Consider the following 22,096-nt stretch of genomic DNA (forward strand, 5'->3'; position numbering starts at 1 on the left):
CTCGCTATTGCGCCTGTTTCGCTTCGCGCGCCATACCAATATGTGGGATGCCATCTTCATCGTAAATGTCCGTGACTGGGGTAAAACCAAAATGGCCATAGAATGATTGCAAATGCGCCTGCGCGCCCAGGTATAACGCCTTGTCTGGCCACCGTTTCTGGCATGCGTCCAGCGTTTTTTCCATCAGCTGATAGCCCAGCTTTTCACCGCGCGCGCTTCCGCTGATAATGACGCGGCCAATGACGACAGGGTCAAAATCCTCTTCGCTTTTCAGAATCCTCGCATACGCCACCAGCTCGTTATCGCGCCAGCCGAGGATGTGCCGGTTCTCGCCGACCAGGTCATCGCCGTCGATATCCTGATACGGGCAGGTTTGTTCAACCACAAAAACTTCGCAGCGCAGTTTGAGCAGGGCGTAGAGTGACTGAATAGTCAGTTCGCTGTGGTGTAGATCTTGCCACTGGATCATGTGTTTCTCCTTCCTGGGGTTCATCACGTTATACTAAACCCCTTCCCATTCGGCAAAGGGCTGATTGCGTTATGGAACTGATTTTTCTGGGTACGTCCGCGGGCGTGCCAACCCGCTCACGAAACGTGACGGCTATTCTGCTGGATCTTAAGCATCCTACCCGCGGCGGGCTGTGGCTGTTTGACTGCGGCGAAGGTACGCAGCATCAGTTGCTGCATACCTCATACCACCCGGGGAAAGTGGATAAAATATTTATCACCCATCTGCACGGCGACCATCTGTTTGGCCTGCCGGGCCTGCTGTGTAGCCGTTCGATGGCCGGTAACGCTAACCCGCTGACCATTTATGGCCCTGCGGGTATTCAGGCATTCGTTGAGACCACGCTGCGCCTGAGCGGCTCGTGGACCGACTATCCGCTGGAGGTGGTTGAGATCGGCGAAGGTCTGGTGTTCGACGACGGAGATTACCAGGTGCGCGCTTACCCGCTTAACCATCCGGTGGAATGCTACGGCTATCGCGTTGAGGAGCATGACAAGCCCGGCGCGCTGAACGCCGCCGCGTTGCAGGCCGATGGGGTGAAACCTGGCCCGCTGTTCCAGCGTCTGAAGCACGGCGAGACCGTCACGCTGGAAGACGGGCGCGTCATCAACGGTCAGGATTACCTTGCGCCGCCGCAGCCGGGCAAAAAACTGGCTATTTTTGGGGATACCGCCCCCTGCCCTTCGGCGCTCCGGCTTGCCGGGGGTGTGGATGTGATGGTGCATGAGGCAACGCTGGAAGCGGCGATGGAAGAAAAAGCCAACAGCCGGGGGCACAGCTCAACGCGTCAGGCTGCGCAGCTGGCGCGCGAGGCTGGCGTCCGGAAACTGATTGTCACTCACGTCAGCTCACGCTATGACGTCCGCGGCTGTGAAAGCCTGCTGGCAGAGTGTCGGGAGGTGTTCCCGGCATGCGAGCTGGCGGAAGATTTTGCTCAGGTCAGCGTTTAGTCCTTCATTTTTCCCTCAGGGTGCCGATAACGATTAAAAGGCCAGCATTTCTCTTGAGGGTAGAATGGATAATTTCCAGAAAGATATTGATGACAGGGCGAACCTGACCCAGTCCAACCGTTTTGAACTGTTGCTGTTCCGTCTTGGCACCTCTCTGAACGAAAATAAATCCGAGCTGTTCGGCATCAACGTGTTCAAACTGCGCGAAATTGTGCCGATGCCGACCTTCACCAAACCAGCGGGAATGAAGTCTCCGCTGATGGGGATGGTAAATATTCGCGACCAGGTGATCCCGGTGATCGATCTGGCCGCCGTCGCCGGCTGCAAGCCAGCCACCGGGCTAAACATTTTGCTGATCACCGAATATGCCCGCAGCGTGCAGGCGTTTGCCGTGGAATCGGTGGAGAACATCATGCGTCTCGACTGGAAGCAGGTGCACGCCGCGGAAACCGCCGTCAGCGGTCGCTACATCACCAGCATTGCCTGTCTGGACGATAAGACCGATACCAACGATCTGGCAATGGTGCTCGACGTGGAGCAGATCCTGTATGACATCACCCCGGCGAACCACGATCTGCACGCCACCCATCTGGAAACCACCAAATTCAACATCAAGCCTGGCTCTGTCGCGATTGTTGCTGAAGACTCGAAAGTAGCGCGCTCAATGCTGGAGAAGGGATTGCAGGCAATGGAGATCCCGGCTCAGCTGCATATCACCGGCAAAGACGCATGGGAGAAAATCACTCAGCTGGCCGCGCAGGCTCAGGCTGAGGGCGTCCCCGTTACCGATAAGATTGCCCTGGTATTAACCGACCTCGAAATGCCGGAGATGGACGGCTTTACGCTGACGCGCAAAATCAAAACTGACCCGGTACTGAAAGATATTCCGGTGGTGATCCACTCGTCTCTTTCCGGCAACGCGAACGAAGATCATATACGCAAAGTGAAGGCTGACGGCTATGTGGCGAAGTTTGAGCTGAATGAGCTGTCGTCGGTGATTGAAGAGGTGCTGGACCGCTCGATGAAGAAGATTGACGGGCCGCTTATAAGCAGGAAGCAGTTAGCTTAGTCGGGTGGCGCTTCGCTTACCCGACCTACAAGACCTGTAGGCCCTGCAAGCGTAGCGCCGCTGGGCAATAAAAAACCCGCCGAGGCGGGTTTTTTGCTTTTACATCAGCGGCATCGCGCGCTGCACAATCTCAATCAGCGGCTGCGGATAGATACCGAAGATTAGCACCAGAAGCGCGGAGATCAGCACCACGATCCCCCCGGCGCTGTACTGCCAGTTGGACGGTGCATCACGGTTGAGCTGCTGAGGCGCGCTCAGGTACAGGCTCACAGCCACACGCAGGTAGTAGTAAAGACCAATCGCGGAGCCGATAACGACACCGGCAGTCAGCCACCACAGACCCGCCTGCACACCGACGGCCAGCACGTAGAACTTACCGATAAAGCCCAGCGTCATCGGGATACCCGCCAGAGAGAGCATCATCACGGTCATTACCGCAGACAGAATCGGACGGTGCCAGAACAGACCACGGTAGGAGAACAGGGAATCTGCATCCGGGCCACGGTACGGGCTGGACATCAGGCTCACCACGCCGAACGCGCCGAGGCTGCTGAACAGGTAACCGGCCAGATACACACCCACGGTTTCCATCGACATCTCACCGCTTTGCAGCGCAATCAGCGCCACCAGCAGGTAGCCCAGATGGGAGATTGAGGAGTAGCCCAGCAGACGCTTAATGTTGGTCTGGCTCAGCGCCATCAGGTTACCGAAGATGATGGAGACGAACGCGATAATGCCCAGCACCACGCGAACCGCTTCGCTGTCACCCACCGGGGCGTACAGGAACAGACGCATGACCACGCCAAAGATAGCGATTTTACTCGCCGTCGCCAGGAAGGTAGAGACCGGCGCTGGCGCACCCTGATAAACGTCTGGCGTCCACAGGTGGAACGGAACCAGAGAGAGTTTAAAGCCAAGGCCTACAATCATCATGCCCAGACCCGCCAGCAGCAGCGGCTCGTGCATCATACCGTCGCCGAGGCTCTTACCGAGCGCCAGGAAGGAGAGGTTACCCGTCTGTGCATACAGCAGCGCGATACCGAACAGCAGGAACGACGACGCAGCAGCGGACAAGATGGTGTACTTGATCGCCGCTTCCAGAGAGCGCTTCTGACGGAAAGCGTAACCAATCAGGCCGAACAGCGGCAGTGAGATCAGCTCAATACCGAGGAACAGCGCGGCCATGTGGTTCGCGTTCGCCAGCAGAATGCCGCCGAGCGCGGCAATCAGTACCAGCAGGTAAAACTCTTCTTTGTTGTCGTTGTACCCTTCGAGCCACGGGTACGCAAAGGTACAGGTTGCCAGGCTCGCCAGCAGCACCAGACCGGTGTAGAGCATGGCGTAGCCGTCAACGCGCATCAGCGGCGTGACGTCCATTGCGCCCGCCTGGCCAACAAACCAGAGGGAGACTAACGCAGCGTTCAGACCCAGAACGGACAGGGTCGCATTCAGGAAGTGATTGCGTCGCCACGCAATGGAGAGCATCACAACCACCACCGTCAATCCGACGATCAGCAGCGGTAGCAGCGCGATCAGTTGTTGTGGAGTTATTGTCATGGCGAATTACGGCCTTGTAGTAGAAGCAGAATTAACAAACCACTGCTGGATGTTACCCATCGCGGAGTGCGAGGTATCCAGAATCGGCTGCGGATAGAAGCCCAGCAGCACCAGCAGTACGACCAGCAGCAGGATGATGGACAGCTCACGCAGCGACATCCCCGGCAGTTCTTTAGCAGCAATTTCGCTCTTCGCTTTACCGAAGTAGGCGCGGTGCAGCATCGCCAGCGAGTACACGGAGGCGAACACCAGACCAAAGGTGGAGATGACGGTAATCATCGGAACCACTTTGAAGCTGCCGAACAGAATCATAAATTCGCCAACGAAGTTACCGGTACCTGGCATACCCAGGGTGGCAACCGCGAAGAACATGGAGAGTGCAGGCAGCCATTTCATTTTGCCCCACAGGCCGCCCATCATACGCATGTCGCGGGTATGCAGACGTTCGTACAGCTGACCGCACAGGATGAAGAGACCGGCAGCGGACAGGCCGTGCGCAATCATCTGGATCACCGCGCCCTGGTACGCCAGCTGGCTGCCAGTGTAGATGGCAATCAGTACGAAGCCCATGTGGGAAACGGAGGTGTAAGCAATCAGACGTTTGATGTCGTACTGCGTGAAGGCCATCCATGCACCGTAGAAGATACCGATCACGCCAAGCCACATGGCAATCGGCGCAAACTCTGCGGAGGCGTTCGGGAACAGCGGCAGGGAGAAACGCAGCAGACCGTAGGCCGCCGTTTTCAACAAGATACCCGCCAGGTCAACGGAACCCGCCGTTGGCGCCTGAGAGTGCGCGTCCGGCAGCCAGCCGTGCAGCGGAACCACCGGCATTTTCACCGCGAAGGCGATGAAGAAGCCGAGCATCAGCAGGTATTCCACGCCGTGGGACATTGGGGTCTTCAGCAGATCTTCATAGTTGAAGGTCCAGACGCCGGTGGCGTTGTAATGCACAAACACCAGCGCCAGGATGGCAATCAACATCACCAGACCGCTCGCCTGGGTGTAGATGAAGAACTTGGTGGCCGCCGTGATACGCGTTTTACCGTCGGATGCCTTGTGGCCCCACAGCGCGATCAGGAAGTACATCGGCACCAGCATCATCTCCCAGAAGAAGAAGAACAGGAACATGTCGATGGCCAGGAACACGCCGATAACGCCGCCCAGGATCCACATCAGGTTCAGGTGGAAGAAGCCCTGGTATTTTTCGATTTCTCGCCAGGAGCAGAGTACCGCCAGAACGCCGAGCAGACCGGTCAGCACGACCATCAGCAGCGACAGACCGTCAATCGCAAGGTGGATCGTGATACCGAAACGTGGGATCCACGGCAGAATGAACTCAGATTGCCACTGCGGAAGGCCCGCAGACTGGGTCAATGAGTAGCCACCCTGCAACCACAGTTGCAGGCCAAGCGCGAGCGTCAATCCCATGGTGATCAGCGCGATCCAGCGCGGCATCTTCACGCCAAAGCGTTCAGTCTGCCAGCACAGGAAGCCGCCGATGAAGGGAATTAATATTAGCCAGGGTAATAACATGGCGATTTTTATTCCTTGTTAAAGTCCCTCAGGGACCGATTTTCAACGAATTCGACAAAATTCACGTGTTAGTGCGGTTTGTGGTGTCGGGTGACGCTCACGCTTACCCGACCTACGGTCTCGTAGGCCCGGTAAGCGCAGCGCCACCGGGCAAAAACCACTATCGCAACACCATCAGCAGCGCCAGCACGACAACCGCACCGATGCTCATGGATGCCACATACCAGCGCAGATAGCCGTTCTCGCTGTACAGCAGGCCTTTACCTGCAAAGCGAGAGAGGATCGCCGGGATATTCATCAGGCTGTTCAGCGGATCGCGCTTCAACAGCCACGCAATGCCCAGGAACGGCTTCACGAAGATCATGTCGTACAGCCAGTCGAAGCCCCATGCGTTGTACCACCAGGTGCCCAGCAGACGGCCCGGCGCGCTGTTGGCAACGGCAGTCACCAGCGTGCGTTTGCCCAGCCACAGCCATGCGGCAATCAGGATGCCCGCGATAGCCACAACGCCCGAGGTGATTTCAAGCGTCAGAACGCGACCGTGCTCAAGCTCGGTTGTTGCCGGCAGTACGCCCTGCAACGGTGGCACAATCATCGCGCCAACGAAGGTGGAGAGTACCAGCAGCACAATCAGCGGCAGGTGGTGGGTAATCCCCTTCCCTGCGTGAGCGTGAATTTGTTCTTTACCGTGGAAGACGATGAAAATCATACGGAAGGTGTACAGGGAGGTCATAAACGCACCGACCAGACCCGCAACCATCAGATTGATATGACCATTCGCCATGGCGCCCGCCAGGATTTCATCCTTACTGAAGAAGCCTGCGGTAATCAGCGGCAGTGCCGCCAGCGCCGCGCCGCCTACCAGGAAGCAGACATAGACGAGCGGGATGGACTTACGCAGTCCGCCCATTTTGAAGATATTCTGCTCGTGGTGGCAGGCCAGGATCACCGAACCGGATGAGAGGAACAGCAGCGCTTTAAAGAACGCGTGCGTCATCAGGTGGAAAATGGCTGCGTCCCACGCCTGAACGCCCAGCGCCAGGAACATGTAACCAATCTGGCTCATGGTGGAGTACGCGAGAACGCGTTTGATGTCGGTCTGCACCAGTGCGGCAAAGCCTGCCAGCACCAGCGTAACCGCACCGACGATACCCACCAGATGCAGAATTTCCGGGGTCATCAGGAACAGGCCATGGGTACGCGCAATCAGGTAGACACCGGCGGTGACCATGGTCGCGGCGTGGATCAGCGCGGAGACAGGGGTTGGACCCGCCATCGCGTCGGCAAGCCATGTCTGCAACGGCAGCTGTGCGGATTTACCCACAGCACCACCCAGCAGCATCAGCGTTGCCCACCACAGCATGTTGTTGCCTGCTTCGAAGTGCGCTGGCGCCAGTTCCACCATTTCGCGGAAGTTCAGCGTGCCCAGTTCGTTGTAGAGAATGAACAGCGCGAAAGCGAGGAAGACGTCACCCACGCGGGTCACGACGAACGCTTTCATGGCCGCTGCGCCATTCTTCGGATCGGTGTAGTAGAAACCGATCAGCAGGTAAGAGCACAGACCCACGCCTTCCCAGCCCAGATACATCAGCAGCAGGTTATCGGCCAGCACCAGTACCACCATGCTGGCGATAAACAGGTTGGTGTAGGCGAAGAAGCGGGAGTATCCCTCTTCACCGCGCATGTACCAGGAGGCGAACATGTGGATCAGGAAGCCGACGCCGGTGACCACGGAGAGCATGGTCAGAGACAGACCATCCAGCACCAGGTTGAAACCGATGTTGAAGTTACCGACCGACATCCAGTTCCACAGCGGCACGCTGTAGGCCTGACGTCCATTGTTAAAGAAATCGATACCCGCATACGCTGTCACCAGCGCAGCCAGACCGATTGAGCCAATGCCCACGGTGGCAGACAGATTCTCAGACCAGCGGCCGCGAGAAAATGCCAGCAGCACGAAGCCAATCAGCGGAAAAATAATGGTTAAGGCAAGCATGTTCATCCACGCAACTCACTTACTGAATCGATGTTCAGGTTCTGGCGGCGACGATGGAGCTGCAGCAACAGCGCCAGGCCAATACTCGCTTCGGCAGCCGCGAGGCTGATGGCGAGAATGTACATCACCTGACCGTCGGCCTGGCCCCAGTAGCTGCCGGCGACCACAAAGGCCAGCGCGGAAGCGTTGATCATGATTTCCAGACCGATCAGCATAAACAGCAGATTGCGGCGGATAACCAGACCGGTTAAGCCCAGAACGAACAAAATCGCAGCGAGGATCAGTCCATGTGTTAAGGGGATCATGCGCGCTCCTCCGTTTTTCTTTTCGCACGGTCATCAGTGCGGTTGCTCAGCACCTCACCAACACGTTCTTCGCGACCGACGTGGAAGGCAACAACCAGGCCCGCCAGCAGCAGCATAGAGGCCAGTTCAACCGCCAGAACGTACGGACCAAACAGCGCAATACCAACAGCCTTGGCGCTGATTGGCGTGCCGTCAATGCCCTGGTCGTTAACGCCCAGAATAGCGTAAACAATCACCACCAGCATGATGGCCGACAAAATTGCCGGACCAATCCACACCTGCGGTTTTAACCATTGACGTTCCTGTTCAATTTCAGAGCCGCCCAGGTTGAGCATCATCACCACGAACACGAACAGCACCATAATGGCACCCGCGTAGACGATAATTTCCAGCGCACCGGCGAAGTGCGCGCCCAGCGCAAAGAACACCCCGGAAATAGCCAGCAGCGAAATGATTAAATACAGCAACGCATGCACCGGATTGGTGTGCGTGATCACTCGCAGCGTAGCCAGGATGGCGATAAGGCCACAGATATAAAAAGCGAATTCCATTGCCCTCTCCTTACGGTAACAGGCTCTTGACGTCGATAGGCTTAGCTTCGTTCTCTGCTTCGCCCTTATCTTTGCCGTCGATTGCCATACCCGCCATCCGGTAGAAGTTATATTCCGGGTATTTGCCCGGACCGGAAATCAGCAGATCCTCTTTCTCGTACACCAGGTCCTGACGCTTGTACTCACCCAGCTCGAAGTCTGGAGTCAGCTGAATCGCCGTGGTTGGGCACGCTTCTTCACACAGACCGCAGAAAATGCAGCGTGAGAAGTTGATGCGGAAGAACTCAGGGTACCAGCGGCCGTCTACCGTCTCGGCTTTCTGCAGAGAGATACAGCCTACCGGACACGCTACCGCACACAGGTTACAGGCTACGCAGCGCTCGGAACCGTCCGGGTCGCGCGTCAGCACGATACGGCCACGGTAGCGCGGCGGCAGATATACCGGCTCTTCCGGATACATCCGGGTTTCGCGTTTGGCAAACGCGTGCAGGCCGATCATCCAGATACTGCGTACCTGGGTGCCAAAGCCTACGAGTAATTCTTTTAAGGTCATGATCTCAAAGCCCCTTATGGCTGCTGCCAGAGAATGACAGCCGCCGTTACCAACAAGTTGACGAGCGTCAGCGGCAGGCACACTTTCCAGCCGAAGGACATTACCTGGTCATAACGCGGACGCGGTAAGGACGCACGAATCAAAATGAACATCATCATGAAGAACGCGGTTTTCAGCGCGAACCAGATGAACGGCGGTAAGAACGGGCCATGCCAGCCACCAAAGAACAGCGTTACCATCAACGCGGAAATGGTGACGATACCGATGTACTCGCCCACGAAGAACAGACCGAATTTCATACCGGAATATTCAATGTGGTAACCGTCGGCCAGTTCCTGTTCGGCTTCTGGCTGGTCAAACGGGTGACGGTGACACACCGCCACGCCCGCGATAGCAAAGGTCACAAAACCAAAGAACTGCGGGATAACGTTCCAGATGTCGGCCTGGTTGTTGACGATGTCGGTCATGTTGAATGAACCGGCCTGCGCCACCACGCCCATCAGGGAGAGCCCCAGGAACACTTCGTAGCTCAGCGTCTGCGCGGAAGCACGCATCGCACCCAGCAGCGAGTATTTGTTGTTACTGGACCAGCCTGCGAACAGCACCGCGTACACCGCGAGGCCTGCCATCATCAGGAAGAACAGAATGCCGATGTTCAGGTCAGCCACCACCCAGGTCGGGCTGACGGGAACGATAGCAAACGCCAGCAGCAGCGAGGTAAAGGCGATCATCGGCGCCAGCGTAAAGATCACGCGGTCCGAGAAGCGCGGAACCCAGTCCTCTTTAAAGAACATCTTGATCATGTCCGCCACCAGCTGGAGTGAACCACCCCAGCCCACGCGGTTCGGTCCGTAACGGTTCTGGAACAGACCGAGCAGACGACGTTCACCAAAGCTCATGAACGCGCCGCAGGTGACGACCACCAGCAGAATGACGACCGCTTTCAGAATGCTCAGCAGGATGTCGATAAGATCCGGCGTTAACCAACTCATGCTTTTGCCTCCTGAAGGTTATCAAGATGCGCACCCGCCAGGACCGGCGCGATGCCAGGCATACCCATCGGCAGACCCACCTGCCCTGCTGACAGGCTTTCCGAAATAATCAGCGGCAGGCTGATTGTCTGGCCGTCGTAGCTAAAGGCAATGTTCGCACCCGCGTTAACGCCAAGCTTCGCGGCATCCGCCGGGTTGAGCTTGATGTACGGCTGCGGCATACGCTGCTGGAATACCGGAGAACGCTGGGACATTTCGTCGCTACCGAACAGATGGTAGTACGGCGCAATACGCCAGTGGCCTTCCTGTGCCTGGAAACGTTCCGGAACGGTAGAGAAGAAGTCCAGACCGGTTTCGGTGGCTTCAATCAGACGCACGCCCGGATCGCCGTGGCGCAGATGACCACCCACTTCAGCCTGGAATTTGTTCCATGCCTGCGGGGAGTTCCAGCCCGGTGCCCATGCAAACGGGATTTGCGAACGCGGCGCAGACGGCTGGTTGTTCCCTTCCATCGAGAAGGCGAACATGGTGTCTTTATCCTGCGGCTGACGCGGTTCGTGCACGCTGATGTTGGCACGCATCGCAGTACGACCGCTGTAGCGGTGCGGCTCACGCGCCAGTTTCTGGCCGCGAATACGGAAGCTTGCGTCAGGCGCGGCGTCTTTAATGCCCGCCAGCTGAGGCAGTTTCTCAACAACCGCGTCGATAACGTGGTCGAGCTGCGTCCAGTCCACTTCACGGCTCTGCACGGTGCTGTGCAGAGAGTGCAGCCAGCGCCAGCTTTCCAGCATCACGGTGTTGCTGTCGTAGTAGGCCGGGTCATAAACCTGGAAGAAGCGCTGTGCGCGGCCTTCGTTGTTGATCACCGTCCCGTCGCTTTCTGCGAAGCTTGCAGCAGAGAGCACCAGGTGTGCTTTGTCCATGATCGCGGTGCGCTGATGGTCGATAACCATCACCAGCGGTGCTTTGGAGAGCGCGGCGTCAACGCGAGCGGCGGAAGCGTGGCGATGCAGGTCATTTTCCAGCACTACCACCGCATCAGCAGAACCGGATTCCAGTTCGCTTAACGCTTCTTCCAGCGAGCCGCCGCCAATCATGCCCAGTCCGATGCTGTTCACCGCACGGGCAATCATGGTCACACCGACGTCAGCGCCACGGCCCTTCAGGGCTTTGGCAACGTTCGCTGCGGCCTGAATGATTTCAGCGCTACCGGCGTTGGTACCGGAAATGATCAGTGGTTTTTTCGCCCCCGCCAGCGCCTGAACAATCACGTCGACCTTGTTCTGCAGGTCGCGATCCAGTTCAACGGCCGGCGAGTTGCTGTCCAGCGCGTGGGCAATGGCAAAGCCGAGGCGCGCCTGATCTTCAACCGGTGCGCAGTAGGTCCACGCGGCGATATCGTCCAGACGGGTGTTGTCGACGTTAGTCACAAACAGAGGATGCTTCGCGCGCTGGCCGATGTTGAGGATCGCCGCAATCTGCCAGTCAGCCACTTTCTGCGCCGCTGCCATTTCACGTGCTTTACCCTTCACCGCCTGACGAACCGCCAGAGCCGCGCGTGCGCCGGTCTGCGTCAGGTCTTCCCCGAGCACCAGAACCGCATCATAGGATTCGATTTCGCGCAGCGCAGGCGTGTGTACACCGCCCTCACGCAGCACTTTCAGCACCAGTTGCAGACGTTCCTGCTCGCCATGGGCGATACCGGTATAGAAGTTTTCCGCCCCAACCAGCTCGCGCAGCGCGAAGTTGCTTTCGATGCTGGCGCGCGGGGAGCCGATGCCGATCACTTTCTTCGACTGGCGCAGAATATCTGCCGCGCCCTGCATCGCCTGTTCAGCGTTGAGGGTAATGATGTCGTCGCCACGGCGCTGAACCGGCTGACGCGGACGGTCTTTCAGGTTCACATAGCCATAGCCAAAACGACCGCGATCGCAGAGGAAGTAGTGATTAACGGTACCGTTGTAACGGTTTTCGATACGACGCAGTTCACCGTAACGTTCACCCGGGCTGGTGTTACAGCCGAGGGAGCACTGCTGGCAGATGCTTGGCGCAAACTGCATGTCCCATTTACGGTTGTAACGCTCGGAGTGGGTTTTATCCGTGAACACGCCGGTCGGGCAGATTTCTACCAGGTTACCGGAGAATTCGCTTTCAAGCGTACCGTCTTCCGGACGACCGAAGTAAACGTTGTCATGCGCGCCATACACGCCCAGATCCTGACCGTCTGCATAATCTTTGTAGTAACGCACGCAGCGGTAGCAGGCGATGCAGCGGTTCATTTCGTGAGAGATGAACGGCCCCAGATCCTGATTTCGGTGGGTACGCTTGGTAAAGCGATAGCGACGGAAGCTGTGACCGGTCATGACGGTCATATCCTGAAGGTGGCAGTTACCACCCTCCTCACACACCGGACAGTCGTGTGGGTGGTTGGTCATCAACCACTCCACTACGCTTTCGCGGAACTGTTTGGCTTCTTCGTCATCAATCGAAATAAAAGTGCCTTCGGTGGCTGGCGTCATACAGGACATCACCAGTCGACCACGCGTGTCTTCCGCGTTTTGATATTGCTTCACCGCACACTGGCGGCAAGCACCGACGCTGCCCAGCGCCGGATGCCAGCAAAAGTACGGAATATCGAGGCCAAGAGACAGACAAGCTTCCAGCAGGTTGTCCGCCCCGTTGACTTCGTATTCTTTGCCGTCTACATGAATCGTAGCCATTAGCATGCTTCCAGTTGGCTCGGCCGAAACCGAGCGTTAATCAAAATTCTGTTTTTACCAGCGTGCTTTCAGCAGGTTCGGCTGAATACCATTGATAGAATGGGTATTGCTGAACGGCTGCTTGATGCCTGCTTCGAATTCGTCGCGGAAATATTTAATCGCGCTCTGCAGCGGCTCGACGGCACCCGGTGCGTGGGCACAGAAGGTTTTACCTGGCCCTAAGAATCGACACAGTTGCTCAAGTGTCTCGATATCGCCAGGCTGGCCTTCGCCACGTTCGATAGCGCGCAGGATCTTCACGCTCCACGGCAGACCGTCACGGCATGGTGTACACCAGCCGCAGGACTCGCGGGCGAAGAACTCTTCCAGGTTACGCACCAGGGATACCATGCCGATCTCGTGGTCGACGGCCATCGCCAGCGCGGTACCCAGACGGCTGCCTGCTTTACCAATGCTTTCGAACTCCATTGGCAGGTCAAGGTGGGCTTCGGTTAAGAAGTCTGTCCCTGCCCCACCCGGCTGCCAGGCTTTGAATTTCAGGCCATCGCGCATGCCGCCGGCGTAGTCTTCAAGAATTTCACGTGCGGTGGTGCCGAACGGCAGCTCCCAGACGCCAGGATTCTTCACGCGACCGGAGAAGCCCATCAGCTTGGTACCGGCATCTTTACTTGATGAGATGCCCTGATACCACTCCACGCCGTTCGCAAGGATAGCCGGAACGTTACACAGGGTTTCGACGTTGTTTACACAGGTCGGTTTACCCCATACGCCGGAGCTTGCCGGGAACGGTGGCTTGGAGCGCGGGTTCGCGCGGCGGCCTTCCAGGGAATTAATCAGCGCGGTTTCTTCACCACAGATATAACGCCCGGCACCGGTGTGCACGAACAGCTCGAAGTCAAACCCGGTGCCCAGGATGTTTTTACCCAGCAGTCCGGCTTCAGTGGCTTCGGCAATCGCGCGACGCAGGTTTTCAGCCGCTTCGATGTATTCACCGCGCAGGAAGATGTAGCCACGGTACGCTTTCAGCGCGAACGCGGAGATCAGCATGCCTTCCACCAGCAGGTGCGGCAGCTGTTCCATCAGCAGGCGGTCTTTATAGGTACCCGGCTCCATTTCATCGGCGTTACACAGCAGGTAACGGATGTTCATGGATTCATCTTTCGGCATCAGGCTCCACTTCAGACCGGTGGAGAAGCCCGCACCGCCGCGCCCTTTCAGGCCAGACTCTTTCACCGCATTAACGATGTCGTCTGGCGCCATGCCGCCGAGGGCTTTACGCGCACCGGCATAGCCGTTTTTGCTCTGATATTCGTCGAGCCAGACCGGCTGTTTGTCATCGCGCAGACGCCAGGTCAGCGGATGCGTCTCAGCAGTACGAATTACAGTTTTCATTTGTACTGCTCCAGCAGGTCAGGAATCGCTTCCGGCGTCAGATGGCTGTGAGTGTCCTCATCAATCATCATGGTCGGTCCCTTGTCGCAGTTACCCAGGCAGCAGGTTGGCAGCAGGGTAAAGCGTCCGTCGAACGTGGTCTGGCCCGGCTTAATATTAAGTTTCTTCTCAATCGCAGCCTGAATGCCCTGATAACCGGTAATGTGGCAGACAACGCTGTCACAGTAGCGGATCACATGGCGGCCGACTGGCTGACGAAAGATCTGGCTGTAGAACGTGGCTACGCCTTCTACGTCACTCGCCGGAATGCCCAGCACTTTTGCGATCTCATAGATCGCCCCATCCGGCACCCAACCACGCTGTTTCTGTACGATTTTCAGCGCTTCAATGGACGCCGCACGCGGGTCTTCGTAGTGGTGCATCTCGTGCTCAATGGCGGCACGCTCTGCTTCACTCAGCTCAAAAGCCTCGGTTTGTGGTTGTTGATTCTCGTGCATAATTAGCGGTCCACATCTGACATAACAAAATCGATACTACCCAGATACACAATCAGGTCGGAGACCAGACTGCCGCGAATGGCGGCCGGGATCTGCTGCAGGTGCGCAAAGCTTGGCGTACGCACGCGGGTACGGTAGCTCATGGTGCTGCCGTCGCTGGTGAGGTAGTAGCTGTTGATACCCTTGGTCGCTTCAATCATCTGGAAGGATTCTTGTGCCGGCATGACCGGGCCCCAGGAAACCTGCAAGAAGTGGGTGATCAGGGTTTCGATATGTTGCAGCGTGCGCTCTTTCGGTGGCGGCGTCGTCAGCGGGTGATCCGCCTTGAACGGGCCTTCCGGCATGTTGTTGAGGCACTGCTCAAGGATGCGCAGGCTCTGGCGCAGCTCTTCCACTTTCAGCATCACGCGGGTGTAGCAGTCGGAAACGCCGCCGCCAACCGGGACTTCAAAGTCGAAGTTCTCGTAGCCAGAGTAAGGACGGGCTTTACGCACGTCGAAATCAATACCGGTTGCGCGCAGGCCAGCACCTGTGGTTCCCCACTCCAGCGCCTCTTTCGCCCCGTAGGCAGCAACGCCCTGGGAGCGGCCTTTCAGGATGGAGTTACGCAGCGCGGCTTTCTCGTAAGACGCCAGACGTTTCGGCATCCAGTCGAGGAATTCACGCAGCAGGCGGTCCCAGCCGCGCGGCAGATCGTGCGCCACGCCGCCGATGCGGAACCAGGCCGGGTGCATACGGAAACCGGTAATCGCTTCCACCAGATCGTAGATTTTCTGACGGTCGGTAAAGGCGAAGAAGACCGGCGTCATCGCACCAACGTCCTGAATGAACGTGGAGATGTACAGCAGGTGGCTGTTAATACGGAACAGTTCAGACAGCATCACGCGAATCACGTTAACGCGATCCGGGACGGTGATGCCTGCCAGTTTCTCAACGGCCAGCACGTATGGCATCTCGTTTACGCAGCCGCCGAGGTATTCGATACGGTCAGTATACGGAATGTAGCTGTGCCAGGACTGACGCTCGCCCATCTTCTCGGCACCACGGTGGTGGTAGCCAATGTCAGGCACGCAGTCGACAATCTCTTCGCCGTCAAGCTGAAGAATAATACGGAATGCACCGTGCGCAGACGGGTGGTTTGGACCGAGGTTAAGGAACATGAAGTCCTCGTTTTCGGTGCCGCGCTTCATGCCCCAGTCTTCCGGCTTGAAGGTCAGCGCTTCCATCTCCAGATCCTGCTTGGCTTTGGTCAGCTCAAACGGGTCGAATTCGGTGGCGCGTGCCGGGTAGTCTTTACGCAGCGGGTGGCCGGTCCAGGTCTGCGGCATCATGATGCGCGTCAGATGCGGGTGGCCGTCGAAGGTCATGCCGAACATTTCCCAGGTTTCACGCTCGTACCAGTTAGCGTTTGGGAAAAGTTTGGTGATCGTCGGCAGATGCATGTCGTTTTCAGACAATGCCACCTTGAGCATGATATCCGTGTTGCGGTCTATTGAGATCAGGTGGTAGAAAACGGAAAAATCCGCAGCAGGGAGACCCTGGCGGTGCGTTCTCAGACGTTCGTCCATGCCGTGTAAGTCAAACAGCATGACGTAAGGTTTTGGCAATTTCTTGAGGAAATCGACAACTTCCAGTAATTGCTCACGCTTCACCCAAACAACGGGTACCCCGGTGCGGGTGGCCTGAACAGTAAAGGCATCCGGCCCAAAACGGTTGCGCAGTTCGCCAATGACGGGGTCATCGAGATGATCCCGGGTCTGCCAGGCGGCTTCTTGCGCGGTTAAGTCGGTCATATTGTTCACCATTGCAAATGGTCCGTGGTGACTGTTAAGCCTGGCTTCGCGCTATTTGAGTAGTGATATGCGAAGGTGTTCTCCAGGCCCACAGGCGCAAATTAAATTTCGTCAGGCGTACGCAGGTTGGTGACGGCAATACGTTCACCACGTTTACGCTCGCGCTCAGACTGCATGTTCGCGCGATAGACACCTTGATCGCCGACAACCCAGGAGAGCGGACGGCGTTCTTTACCGATTGACTCCTGCAGCAGCATCAGCGCCTGCATATAGGCCTCTGGACGCGGCGGGCAGCCCGGGATGTACACATCCACCGGAATGAACTTATCAACGCCCTGCACAACGGAATAAATGTCGTACATACCGCCGGAGTTTGCACATGCGCCCATGGAGATTACCCATTTTGGCTCCAGCATCTGGTCATAAAGACGCTGAATAACCGGTGCCATCTTGGTAAAGCAGGTCCCGGCCACCACCATCAGGTCAGCCTGACGTGGAGAAGCACGCAGTACCTCGGCCCCAAAACGCGCAACGTCATGCACCGCAGTGAATGACGTCACCATTTCAACGTAGCAGCAAGAAAGGCCAAAGTTGTATGGCCAGATGGAGTTCTTACGACCCCAGTTGACCATATCGTGCATGGCATGTTCGAGCTTGCCCATGTACACGCTTTTGTTGACTTCTTGCTCCAGGGGGTCGGTTACGATCTCCTGTTTTTGCAGGGGGTAACGGTCATTCTCACCGTTAGGATCTATGCGGGTGAGCGTATAATCCATCTTATTGCCTCGCTGTTACTGCTGACGATTAGAGATACTGTTTTCCGGGTTGATGTGTTCACGGCGTGAACGCACAGGTGTCCAGTCCAGCGCGCCAATACGCACCAGATAAACCAGACCGGCCAGTAACACTAAAATGAAAATTGCGGCCTCGACAAAGCCCACCCAACCACTTTCGCGAATGGAGGTAGACCACGCGAAGAGGTAAAGCGCTTCCACGTCGAAAATGACGAAGAACATGGCTACCAGGTAGAACTTGGCAGACAGGCGTAAGCGAGCGGTACCTACTGAATCAATACCTGATTCGAAAGGTGTGTTTTTGTGCCTTGCGCGGGCGCGACCGCCCAGGAACCAGCCGCCGACTAACATCAGGCAGCACAGGCCAATGGCTACAATAAGAAAGATTGCGAATGCCCAGTGATGAGCGATGACTTCTGTGGATGTTGACATACTCATTGCTTACTCATCAAAAGTGATACCGACGACACTGCTCTTGCTGGCAGATGGGCATCACATCGATTCATGGGGAGGAACAAAATAACCTTACACTAACTGTCAGAAATGAGACATAGACAGCAAAATGATGGGGTTTTTTACTCCTTTCTATAACCTTTTGTCAACTTTAACAAAGGTTTCTTCACATTAAATTACAACGTGCGATTCTCATTAACATTTGGTGCCCTTTAACCCTGGTGGGTACATGACTTTACGTCAAATGCATCTTGTTGAATCGTGTCCGTTTTGGAAGTAAAAAAAATAACCCTCCTATTTTGACAGGATTTGCCAACGATTCCTCCCCCCAAATGGGAGTATTTTCTTGATCTGAGACACGCTTTTGTTAATTCAATCAAAAAAACAGCAACATATTTCCTGTTTTTTTAACATCGGCGGGGTATTAGGCAAGTTAGAAGAGGTATCGTTTATAACTTAACCAAAAGCATTTTCTGCATTGATAAATAAGCGGTATTTGCTTTAACCCTGCTCCGTTCGCGGTTATGAATAGCAAAAAAAACCACTCGCAGGAAAAAATCATGCGAGTGGCTCTTTTTTGCACTTACATTTTGTTACGAGAATTTTGGGGGAATGATCACTCAAAATCCCTTTCCACAATCAGGGAGTCATCCCCTCCTTCCGGAGTAACAGGCGCGTACTGCCATGGATTGTGATAGTTTTCCATTGCCTCGAATACCACTTTCGCTAGCTCGTTGTTGCTGGCGGCATTATGGCACAGCAGGTACTCCGTATCCGGCAACGACGGGAGTCCCTCAGATTGACCCAGCACACGCAGATCGGGGCTCATCATCTCCACCGGACGGGCTGTTACGCCAAGTCCGGCCTTCACTGCCGCTCGTACCGCAGGCAACGTTGACGCAACGTACGCCAGGCGCCACGGAATACTGGCTTCGTTGAGCGCAGTCAGCACCATATCGCGGAACGGACTAGGATCGTCCAGCAGGACCAGGGGTATTGGCTCACCTTTTTGCAATACGTACTCCGCGGCACAGTACCAGTGCGTAGGAGAAGTACGCAGCGTCAGGCAGTCATACTGGCCAGGTCGATGCGTGGTGACCACCAGGTCAACCTCGTTTTCTTTCAGCATCTCAACCATGAAGGCATTGCGTTTAACGCTAACGTCCAGGGCAAGCTTCGGATAAACCGAGCTAATTCGGTTGAGAAGGAAGGGCAAAATGGTATCTGCTGATTCATCTGACGCCCCTAATGTTAACACTCCCTGAAGGTTGCTAAACATTAATGACATACAGGCTTCATCATTAAAGCGCAGTATCTTTCTGGCATAACCCAGAAGCTGAATACCATGTTCTGTTAAAAGCTTATTACGTCCATGACGCGCAAAAAGCTCTTTACCAACCAGTTGTTCCAGCCGCTGCATTTGCTGACTCACGGCGGACTGGGTACGGCAAACGGCGGCAGCAGCTGCTGCAAAAGTGTTGAGATCGGCGACCGCAACAAACGTTCTCAGCAGATCGAGGTCGAGATTCATTATCGGACGATTTGCATTTATCATATCTTTTCACTTTCAGGTTGCTCGTGCGGAGCTGCCCGGGTTGAAGCTGTGTGTAACAGTTAAGCAATTCCTTCTGAAGAGTTTCCCTCGCGTCCCGGCCCGGCAGACTGCCTGACAGATAGTTATTGTACTTTGGTATATCAACAGTCAGAAATCACGTTTCATGACGTTATTTTTATTCTCTTGCGTTCAGGATATTTCGTTATCTGAAGGTAGATGTAAATTCCATTAAGAGTAAGACATGTTTTCTGCCATCTATATCGCAGCGTTGCCAGCGTAGCAAGATGTGACTTACCCAATCAGCCAGAGATTACTTTAACAATAACAATCGATTAATACAGGAAGACAGAAGCTGATATACGTAACAGGCCTATCGCTACGCTGCATTCCCAAAACACATCTTAACCCAAATCCACTATATTTATAAGTCTTATTGCAATATAACGGATTTAACGCCAATGATAAGCAACTACACTCTTTTTATTAAAATTAACGAAAGTTGCATTTTCGTCGTTAATAATAAATAAAGTTTAATTTAGATTCAGGCCATTCATTAATAACACTTAACATTAATTTCACATGAGTAACTTTTAACCTGGCTTTGCTAATAGAGCAAACTGTATCTCAGCATTCAGGTTTTACGAATGGTCACTCAGGGGGACTAACGCTTCAGCCCGGATCGTCTTTTTATTTAAATCAGAATAATATTAATATTTATGTGAAACTTTCAGCATAAAAAACCCAACATTAAGCGTTTTCACGGTAATTTCAGGCGCAAAATCACTCCATCATTAGATTAAGCAATCACATCAGTGCTGCCTGGTTGGACAAAATCTTCTTCTGTGCGCCCTTCAAAACGAAGCGCGGTGGGAGTACATTGTTCCGTGCTGCTTCCACGGCAGGAAGTTGCAATAATAGCGAAAAGGTTAAAGGTTCATGTCCCCTATCGAAAAATCCAGCAAGCTCGACAACGTCTGTTACGACATCCGTGGCCCGGTACTCAAAGAGGCAAAACGCCTTGAAGAGGAAGGCAATAAGGTTCTGAAACTCAACATCGGCAACCCCGCGCCATTTGGTTTTGAAGCGCCGGATGAGATCCTGGTGGATGTGATCCGTAACCTGCCCACTGCACAAGGCTACTGCGATTCAAAAGGGCTCTACTCCGCCCGTAAAGCCATCATGCAGCACTATCAGGCTCGCGGTATGCGCGACGTCACCGTTGAAGATATTTACATTGGCAACGGTGTCTCGGAGCTGATCGTTCAGGCGATGCAGGCGCTCCTGAACAGCGGCGATGAAATGCTGGTTCCCGCTCCAGACTATCCGCTGTGGACGGCTGCGGTATCGCTCTCCAGCGGTAAAGCGGTGCACTATCTTTGCGATGAATCGTCGGACTGGTTCCCGGATCTGGATGACATTCGCGCCAAAATAACACCGCGCACCCGGGGAATCGTGATCATTAACCCGAATAACCCGACGGGCGCGGTCTATTCAAAAGAGCTGCTGATGGAGATCGTCGAGATCGCCCGCCTGCACAACCTGATCATCTTTGCCGACGAGATTTACGACAAGATCCTGTACGACGCGGCGCAGCACCACTCTATCGCCGCGCTGGCGCCCGATCTGCTGACGGTCACCTTTAACGGACTGTCTAAAACTTACCGCGTTGCCGGTTTCCGTCAGGGCTGGATGGTACTGAACGGTCCGAAAAAACATGCGAAAGGCTACATTGAAGGGCTGGAGATGCTGGCATCCATGCGTCTGTGCGCCAACGTACCGGCGCAACATGCGATCCAGACAGCACTCGGGGGCTATCAAAGCATCAGCGAGTTTATCGTTCCAGGCGGCCGCCTCTATGAACAGCGCAACCGTGCATGGGAATTAATTAATGATATTCCGGGCGTCTCCTGCGTGAAGCCTAACGGCGCGCTGTATATGTTCCCGAAAATCGACGCGAAGCGCTTCAATATTCACGACGACCAGAAAATGGTGCTCGACTTCCTGTTGCAGGAAAAAGTGCTGCTGGTTCAGGGGACGGCGTTTAACTGGCCGTGGCCGGATCACGTGCGTATTGTAACCCTGCCGCGCGAAGACGATCTCGAAATGGCCATCAGCCGCTTCGGGCGATTCCTCTCGGGGTACCATCAGTAACGCTGACTTTCCGCCGGGTGGCGCTGCGCTTACCCGGCCTGTAACATCTGCAAATTTGCATCTTCCCTCCCCTCCCCGCACAATGAAGTCCGTCGCAGTGAAGACATAAGGTAACCTATGAGTCAGAGTCATTTCTTTGCCCACCTCTCCCGCCTGAAACTCATCAACCGCTGGCCGCTGATGCGCAACGTGCGCACTGAAAATGTGTCTGAGCACAGTTTGCAGGTTGCTATGGTCGCTCATGCGCTGGCAGCAATTAAAAACCGCAAATTCAACGGGCAGGTTAATGCCGAACGTATCGCCCTGCTGGCGTTGTACCACGATGCATCGGAAGTGCTGACCGGGGATCTGCCTACGCCGGTGAAATATTTCAACTCGCAGATTGCCCAGGAATATAAGGCCATTGAGAAGATTGCCCAGCAGAAGCTGATCGATATGGTGCCTGATGAGCTGCGTGATATCTTCGGGCCACTGATCGACGAGCATCAGTATACGGAAGAGGAGAAATCCCTGGTTAAGCAGGCCGATGCGCTGTGCGCCTACCTGAAATGTCTGGAAGAGTTATCCGCGGGGAATAACGAGTTCCTGCTGGCGAAAACGCGCCTGGAGAAAACGCTCGACTCCCGCCGTAGCGAAGAGATGGATTACTTTATGCAGGTGTTTGTGCCGAGCTTCCATTTGTCGCTGGATGAGATCAGTCAGGATTCACCGCTGTAGTTTTTCG

The 22,096-nt window shown here is 55.4% G+C and carries 19 protein-coding genes; 4 read left to right on the plus strand and 15 right to left on the minus strand.

The window, feature by feature from the left end; all coding sequences use genetic code 11:
• Positions 1-4: 4 nt before the first annotated feature.
• Entirely contained in the window at positions 5-469 is a 465-nt protein-coding gene (locus ACOT0L_RS12430) for a GNAT family N-acetyltransferase (protein WP_038416448.1), read from the minus strand.
• A 71-nt stretch (positions 470-540) separates the two neighbouring features.
• On the opposite strand from ACOT0L_RS12430, the gene rbn reads away from it, so the two are divergent.
• Positions 541-1,458 (plus strand): ribonuclease BN, encoded by a 918-nt coding sequence (gene rbn, locus ACOT0L_RS12435; protein WP_022648823.1) that lies wholly within the window; start codon positions 541-543, stop codon positions 1,456-1,458.
• Positions 1,459-1,522: 64 nt separating this feature from the next.
• Positions 1,523-2,527, plus strand: a complete 1,005-nt coding sequence (locus ACOT0L_RS12440; protein ID WP_023306639.1) for a chemotaxis protein — start codon at positions 1,523-1,525, stop codon at positions 2,525-2,527.
• A gap of 99 nt (positions 2,528-2,626) precedes the next feature.
• On the opposite strand, the gene nuoN is transcribed toward ACOT0L_RS12440, so the two are convergent.
• From nuoN to lrhA, 14 genes are all read right to left on the minus strand, one after another.
• Positions 2,627-4,084 carry an NADH-quinone oxidoreductase subunit NuoN gene (nuoN, locus tag ACOT0L_RS12445; RefSeq protein WP_022648825.1) on the minus strand — a complete coding sequence of 486 codons (1,458 nt, stop codon included), beginning with the start codon at positions 4,082-4,084 and terminating at the stop codon, positions 2,627-2,629.
• Positions 4,085-4,090: 6 nt separating this feature from the next.
• Positions 4,091-5,620, minus strand: coding sequence for an NADH-quinone oxidoreductase subunit M (gene nuoM, locus ACOT0L_RS12450; RefSeq protein WP_023300624.1), 1,530 nt, complete (start codon positions 5,618-5,620; stop codon positions 4,091-4,093).
• Positions 5,621-5,780: 160 nt separating this feature from the next.
• A complete protein-coding gene (gene nuoL / locus ACOT0L_RS12455) occupies positions 5,781-7,622 on the minus strand; it encodes an NADH-quinone oxidoreductase subunit L (RefSeq protein WP_022648827.1) in 1,842 nt (613 codons plus the stop codon).
• On the minus strand, positions 7,619-7,921 hold the full coding sequence (nuoK, locus tag ACOT0L_RS12460; protein WP_006176506.1) for an NADH-quinone oxidoreductase subunit NuoK: 303 nt from the start codon (positions 7,919-7,921) through the stop codon (positions 7,619-7,621). The genes nuoL and nuoK overlap by 4 nt, the downstream gene beginning before the upstream one ends.
• On the minus strand, positions 7,918-8,472 hold the full coding sequence (gene nuoJ, locus ACOT0L_RS12465; RefSeq protein ID WP_006176507.1) for an NADH-quinone oxidoreductase subunit J: 555 nt from the start codon (positions 8,470-8,472) through the stop codon (positions 7,918-7,920). The genes nuoK and nuoJ overlap by 4 nt, the downstream gene beginning before the upstream one ends.
• Positions 8,473-8,482: 10 nt before the next feature.
• On the minus strand, positions 8,483-9,025 hold the full coding sequence (nuoI, locus tag ACOT0L_RS12470) for an NADH-quinone oxidoreductase subunit NuoI (protein WP_003861491.1): 543 nt from the start codon (positions 9,023-9,025) through the stop codon (positions 8,483-8,485).
• Between the two features lie 14 nt (positions 9,026-9,039).
• The gene (gene nuoH, locus ACOT0L_RS12475; RefSeq protein WP_022648828.1) at positions 9,040-10,017 is read right to left on the minus strand and encodes an NADH-quinone oxidoreductase subunit NuoH; all 978 of its coding nucleotides are present in this window, start codon (positions 10,015-10,017) and stop codon (positions 9,040-9,042) included.
• The gene (nuoG, locus tag ACOT0L_RS12480; RefSeq protein ID WP_126503360.1) at positions 10,014-12,737 is read right to left on the minus strand and encodes an NADH-quinone oxidoreductase subunit NuoG; all 2,724 of its coding nucleotides are present in this window, start codon (positions 12,735-12,737) and stop codon (positions 10,014-10,016) included. The genes nuoH and nuoG overlap by 4 nt, the downstream gene beginning before the upstream one ends.
• Positions 12,738-12,791: 54 nt before the next feature.
• Positions 12,792-14,129 (minus strand): NADH-quinone oxidoreductase subunit NuoF, encoded by a 1,338-nt coding sequence (nuoF, locus tag ACOT0L_RS12485; RefSeq protein ID WP_003861487.1) that lies wholly within the window; start codon positions 14,127-14,129, stop codon positions 12,792-12,794.
• Positions 14,126-14,626 carry an NADH-quinone oxidoreductase subunit NuoE gene (gene nuoE / locus ACOT0L_RS12490; protein ID WP_006176513.1) on the minus strand — a complete coding sequence of 167 codons (501 nt, stop codon included), beginning with the start codon at positions 14,624-14,626 and terminating at the stop codon, positions 14,126-14,128. The genes nuoF and nuoE overlap by 4 nt, the downstream gene beginning before the upstream one ends.
• A 2-nt stretch (positions 14,627-14,628) precedes the next feature.
• Entirely contained in the window at positions 14,629-16,431 is a 1,803-nt protein-coding gene (nuoC, locus tag ACOT0L_RS12495; protein ID WP_003861484.1) for an NADH-quinone oxidoreductase subunit C/D, read from the minus strand.
• An 89-nt stretch (positions 16,432-16,520) separates the two neighbouring features.
• Positions 16,521-17,195, minus strand: a complete 675-nt coding sequence (gene nuoB, locus ACOT0L_RS12500) for an NADH-quinone oxidoreductase subunit NuoB (protein ID WP_003861482.1) — start codon at positions 17,193-17,195, stop codon at positions 16,521-16,523.
• A gap of 15 nt (positions 17,196-17,210) precedes the next feature.
• Positions 17,211-17,651, minus strand: a complete 441-nt coding sequence (gene nuoA / locus ACOT0L_RS12505; RefSeq protein ID WP_003861475.1) for an NADH-quinone oxidoreductase subunit NuoA — start codon at positions 17,649-17,651, stop codon at positions 17,211-17,213.
• Between the two features lie 631 nt (positions 17,652-18,282).
• Complete coding sequence (gene lrhA / locus ACOT0L_RS12510) at positions 18,283-19,221, minus strand: transcriptional regulator LrhA (protein WP_032622483.1); 939 nt, start codon at positions 19,219-19,221, stop codon at positions 18,283-18,285.
• 936 nt (positions 19,222-20,157) lie between these two features.
• Between lrhA and alaA the strand changes: the two genes are divergently transcribed.
• Positions 20,158-21,372: an alanine transaminase AlaA gene (gene alaA / locus ACOT0L_RS12515; protein ID WP_022648831.1), complete on the plus strand. Its 1,215-nt coding sequence runs from the start codon at positions 20,158-20,160 to the stop codon at positions 21,370-21,372.
• A gap of 117 nt (positions 21,373-21,489) precedes the next feature.
• Positions 21,490-22,089 carry a 5'-deoxynucleotidase gene (gene yfbR, locus ACOT0L_RS12520; RefSeq protein ID WP_022648832.1) on the plus strand — a complete coding sequence of 200 codons (600 nt, stop codon included), beginning with the start codon at positions 21,490-21,492 and terminating at the stop codon, positions 22,087-22,089.
• The last annotated feature ends 7 nt before the right edge of the window (positions 22,090-22,096 follow it).

This window comes from Enterobacter cloacae complex sp. XAL002, from assembly GCF_049236805.1.
GTDB lineage: Bacteria > Pseudomonadota > Gammaproteobacteria > Enterobacterales > Enterobacteriaceae > Enterobacter > Enterobacter intestinihominis.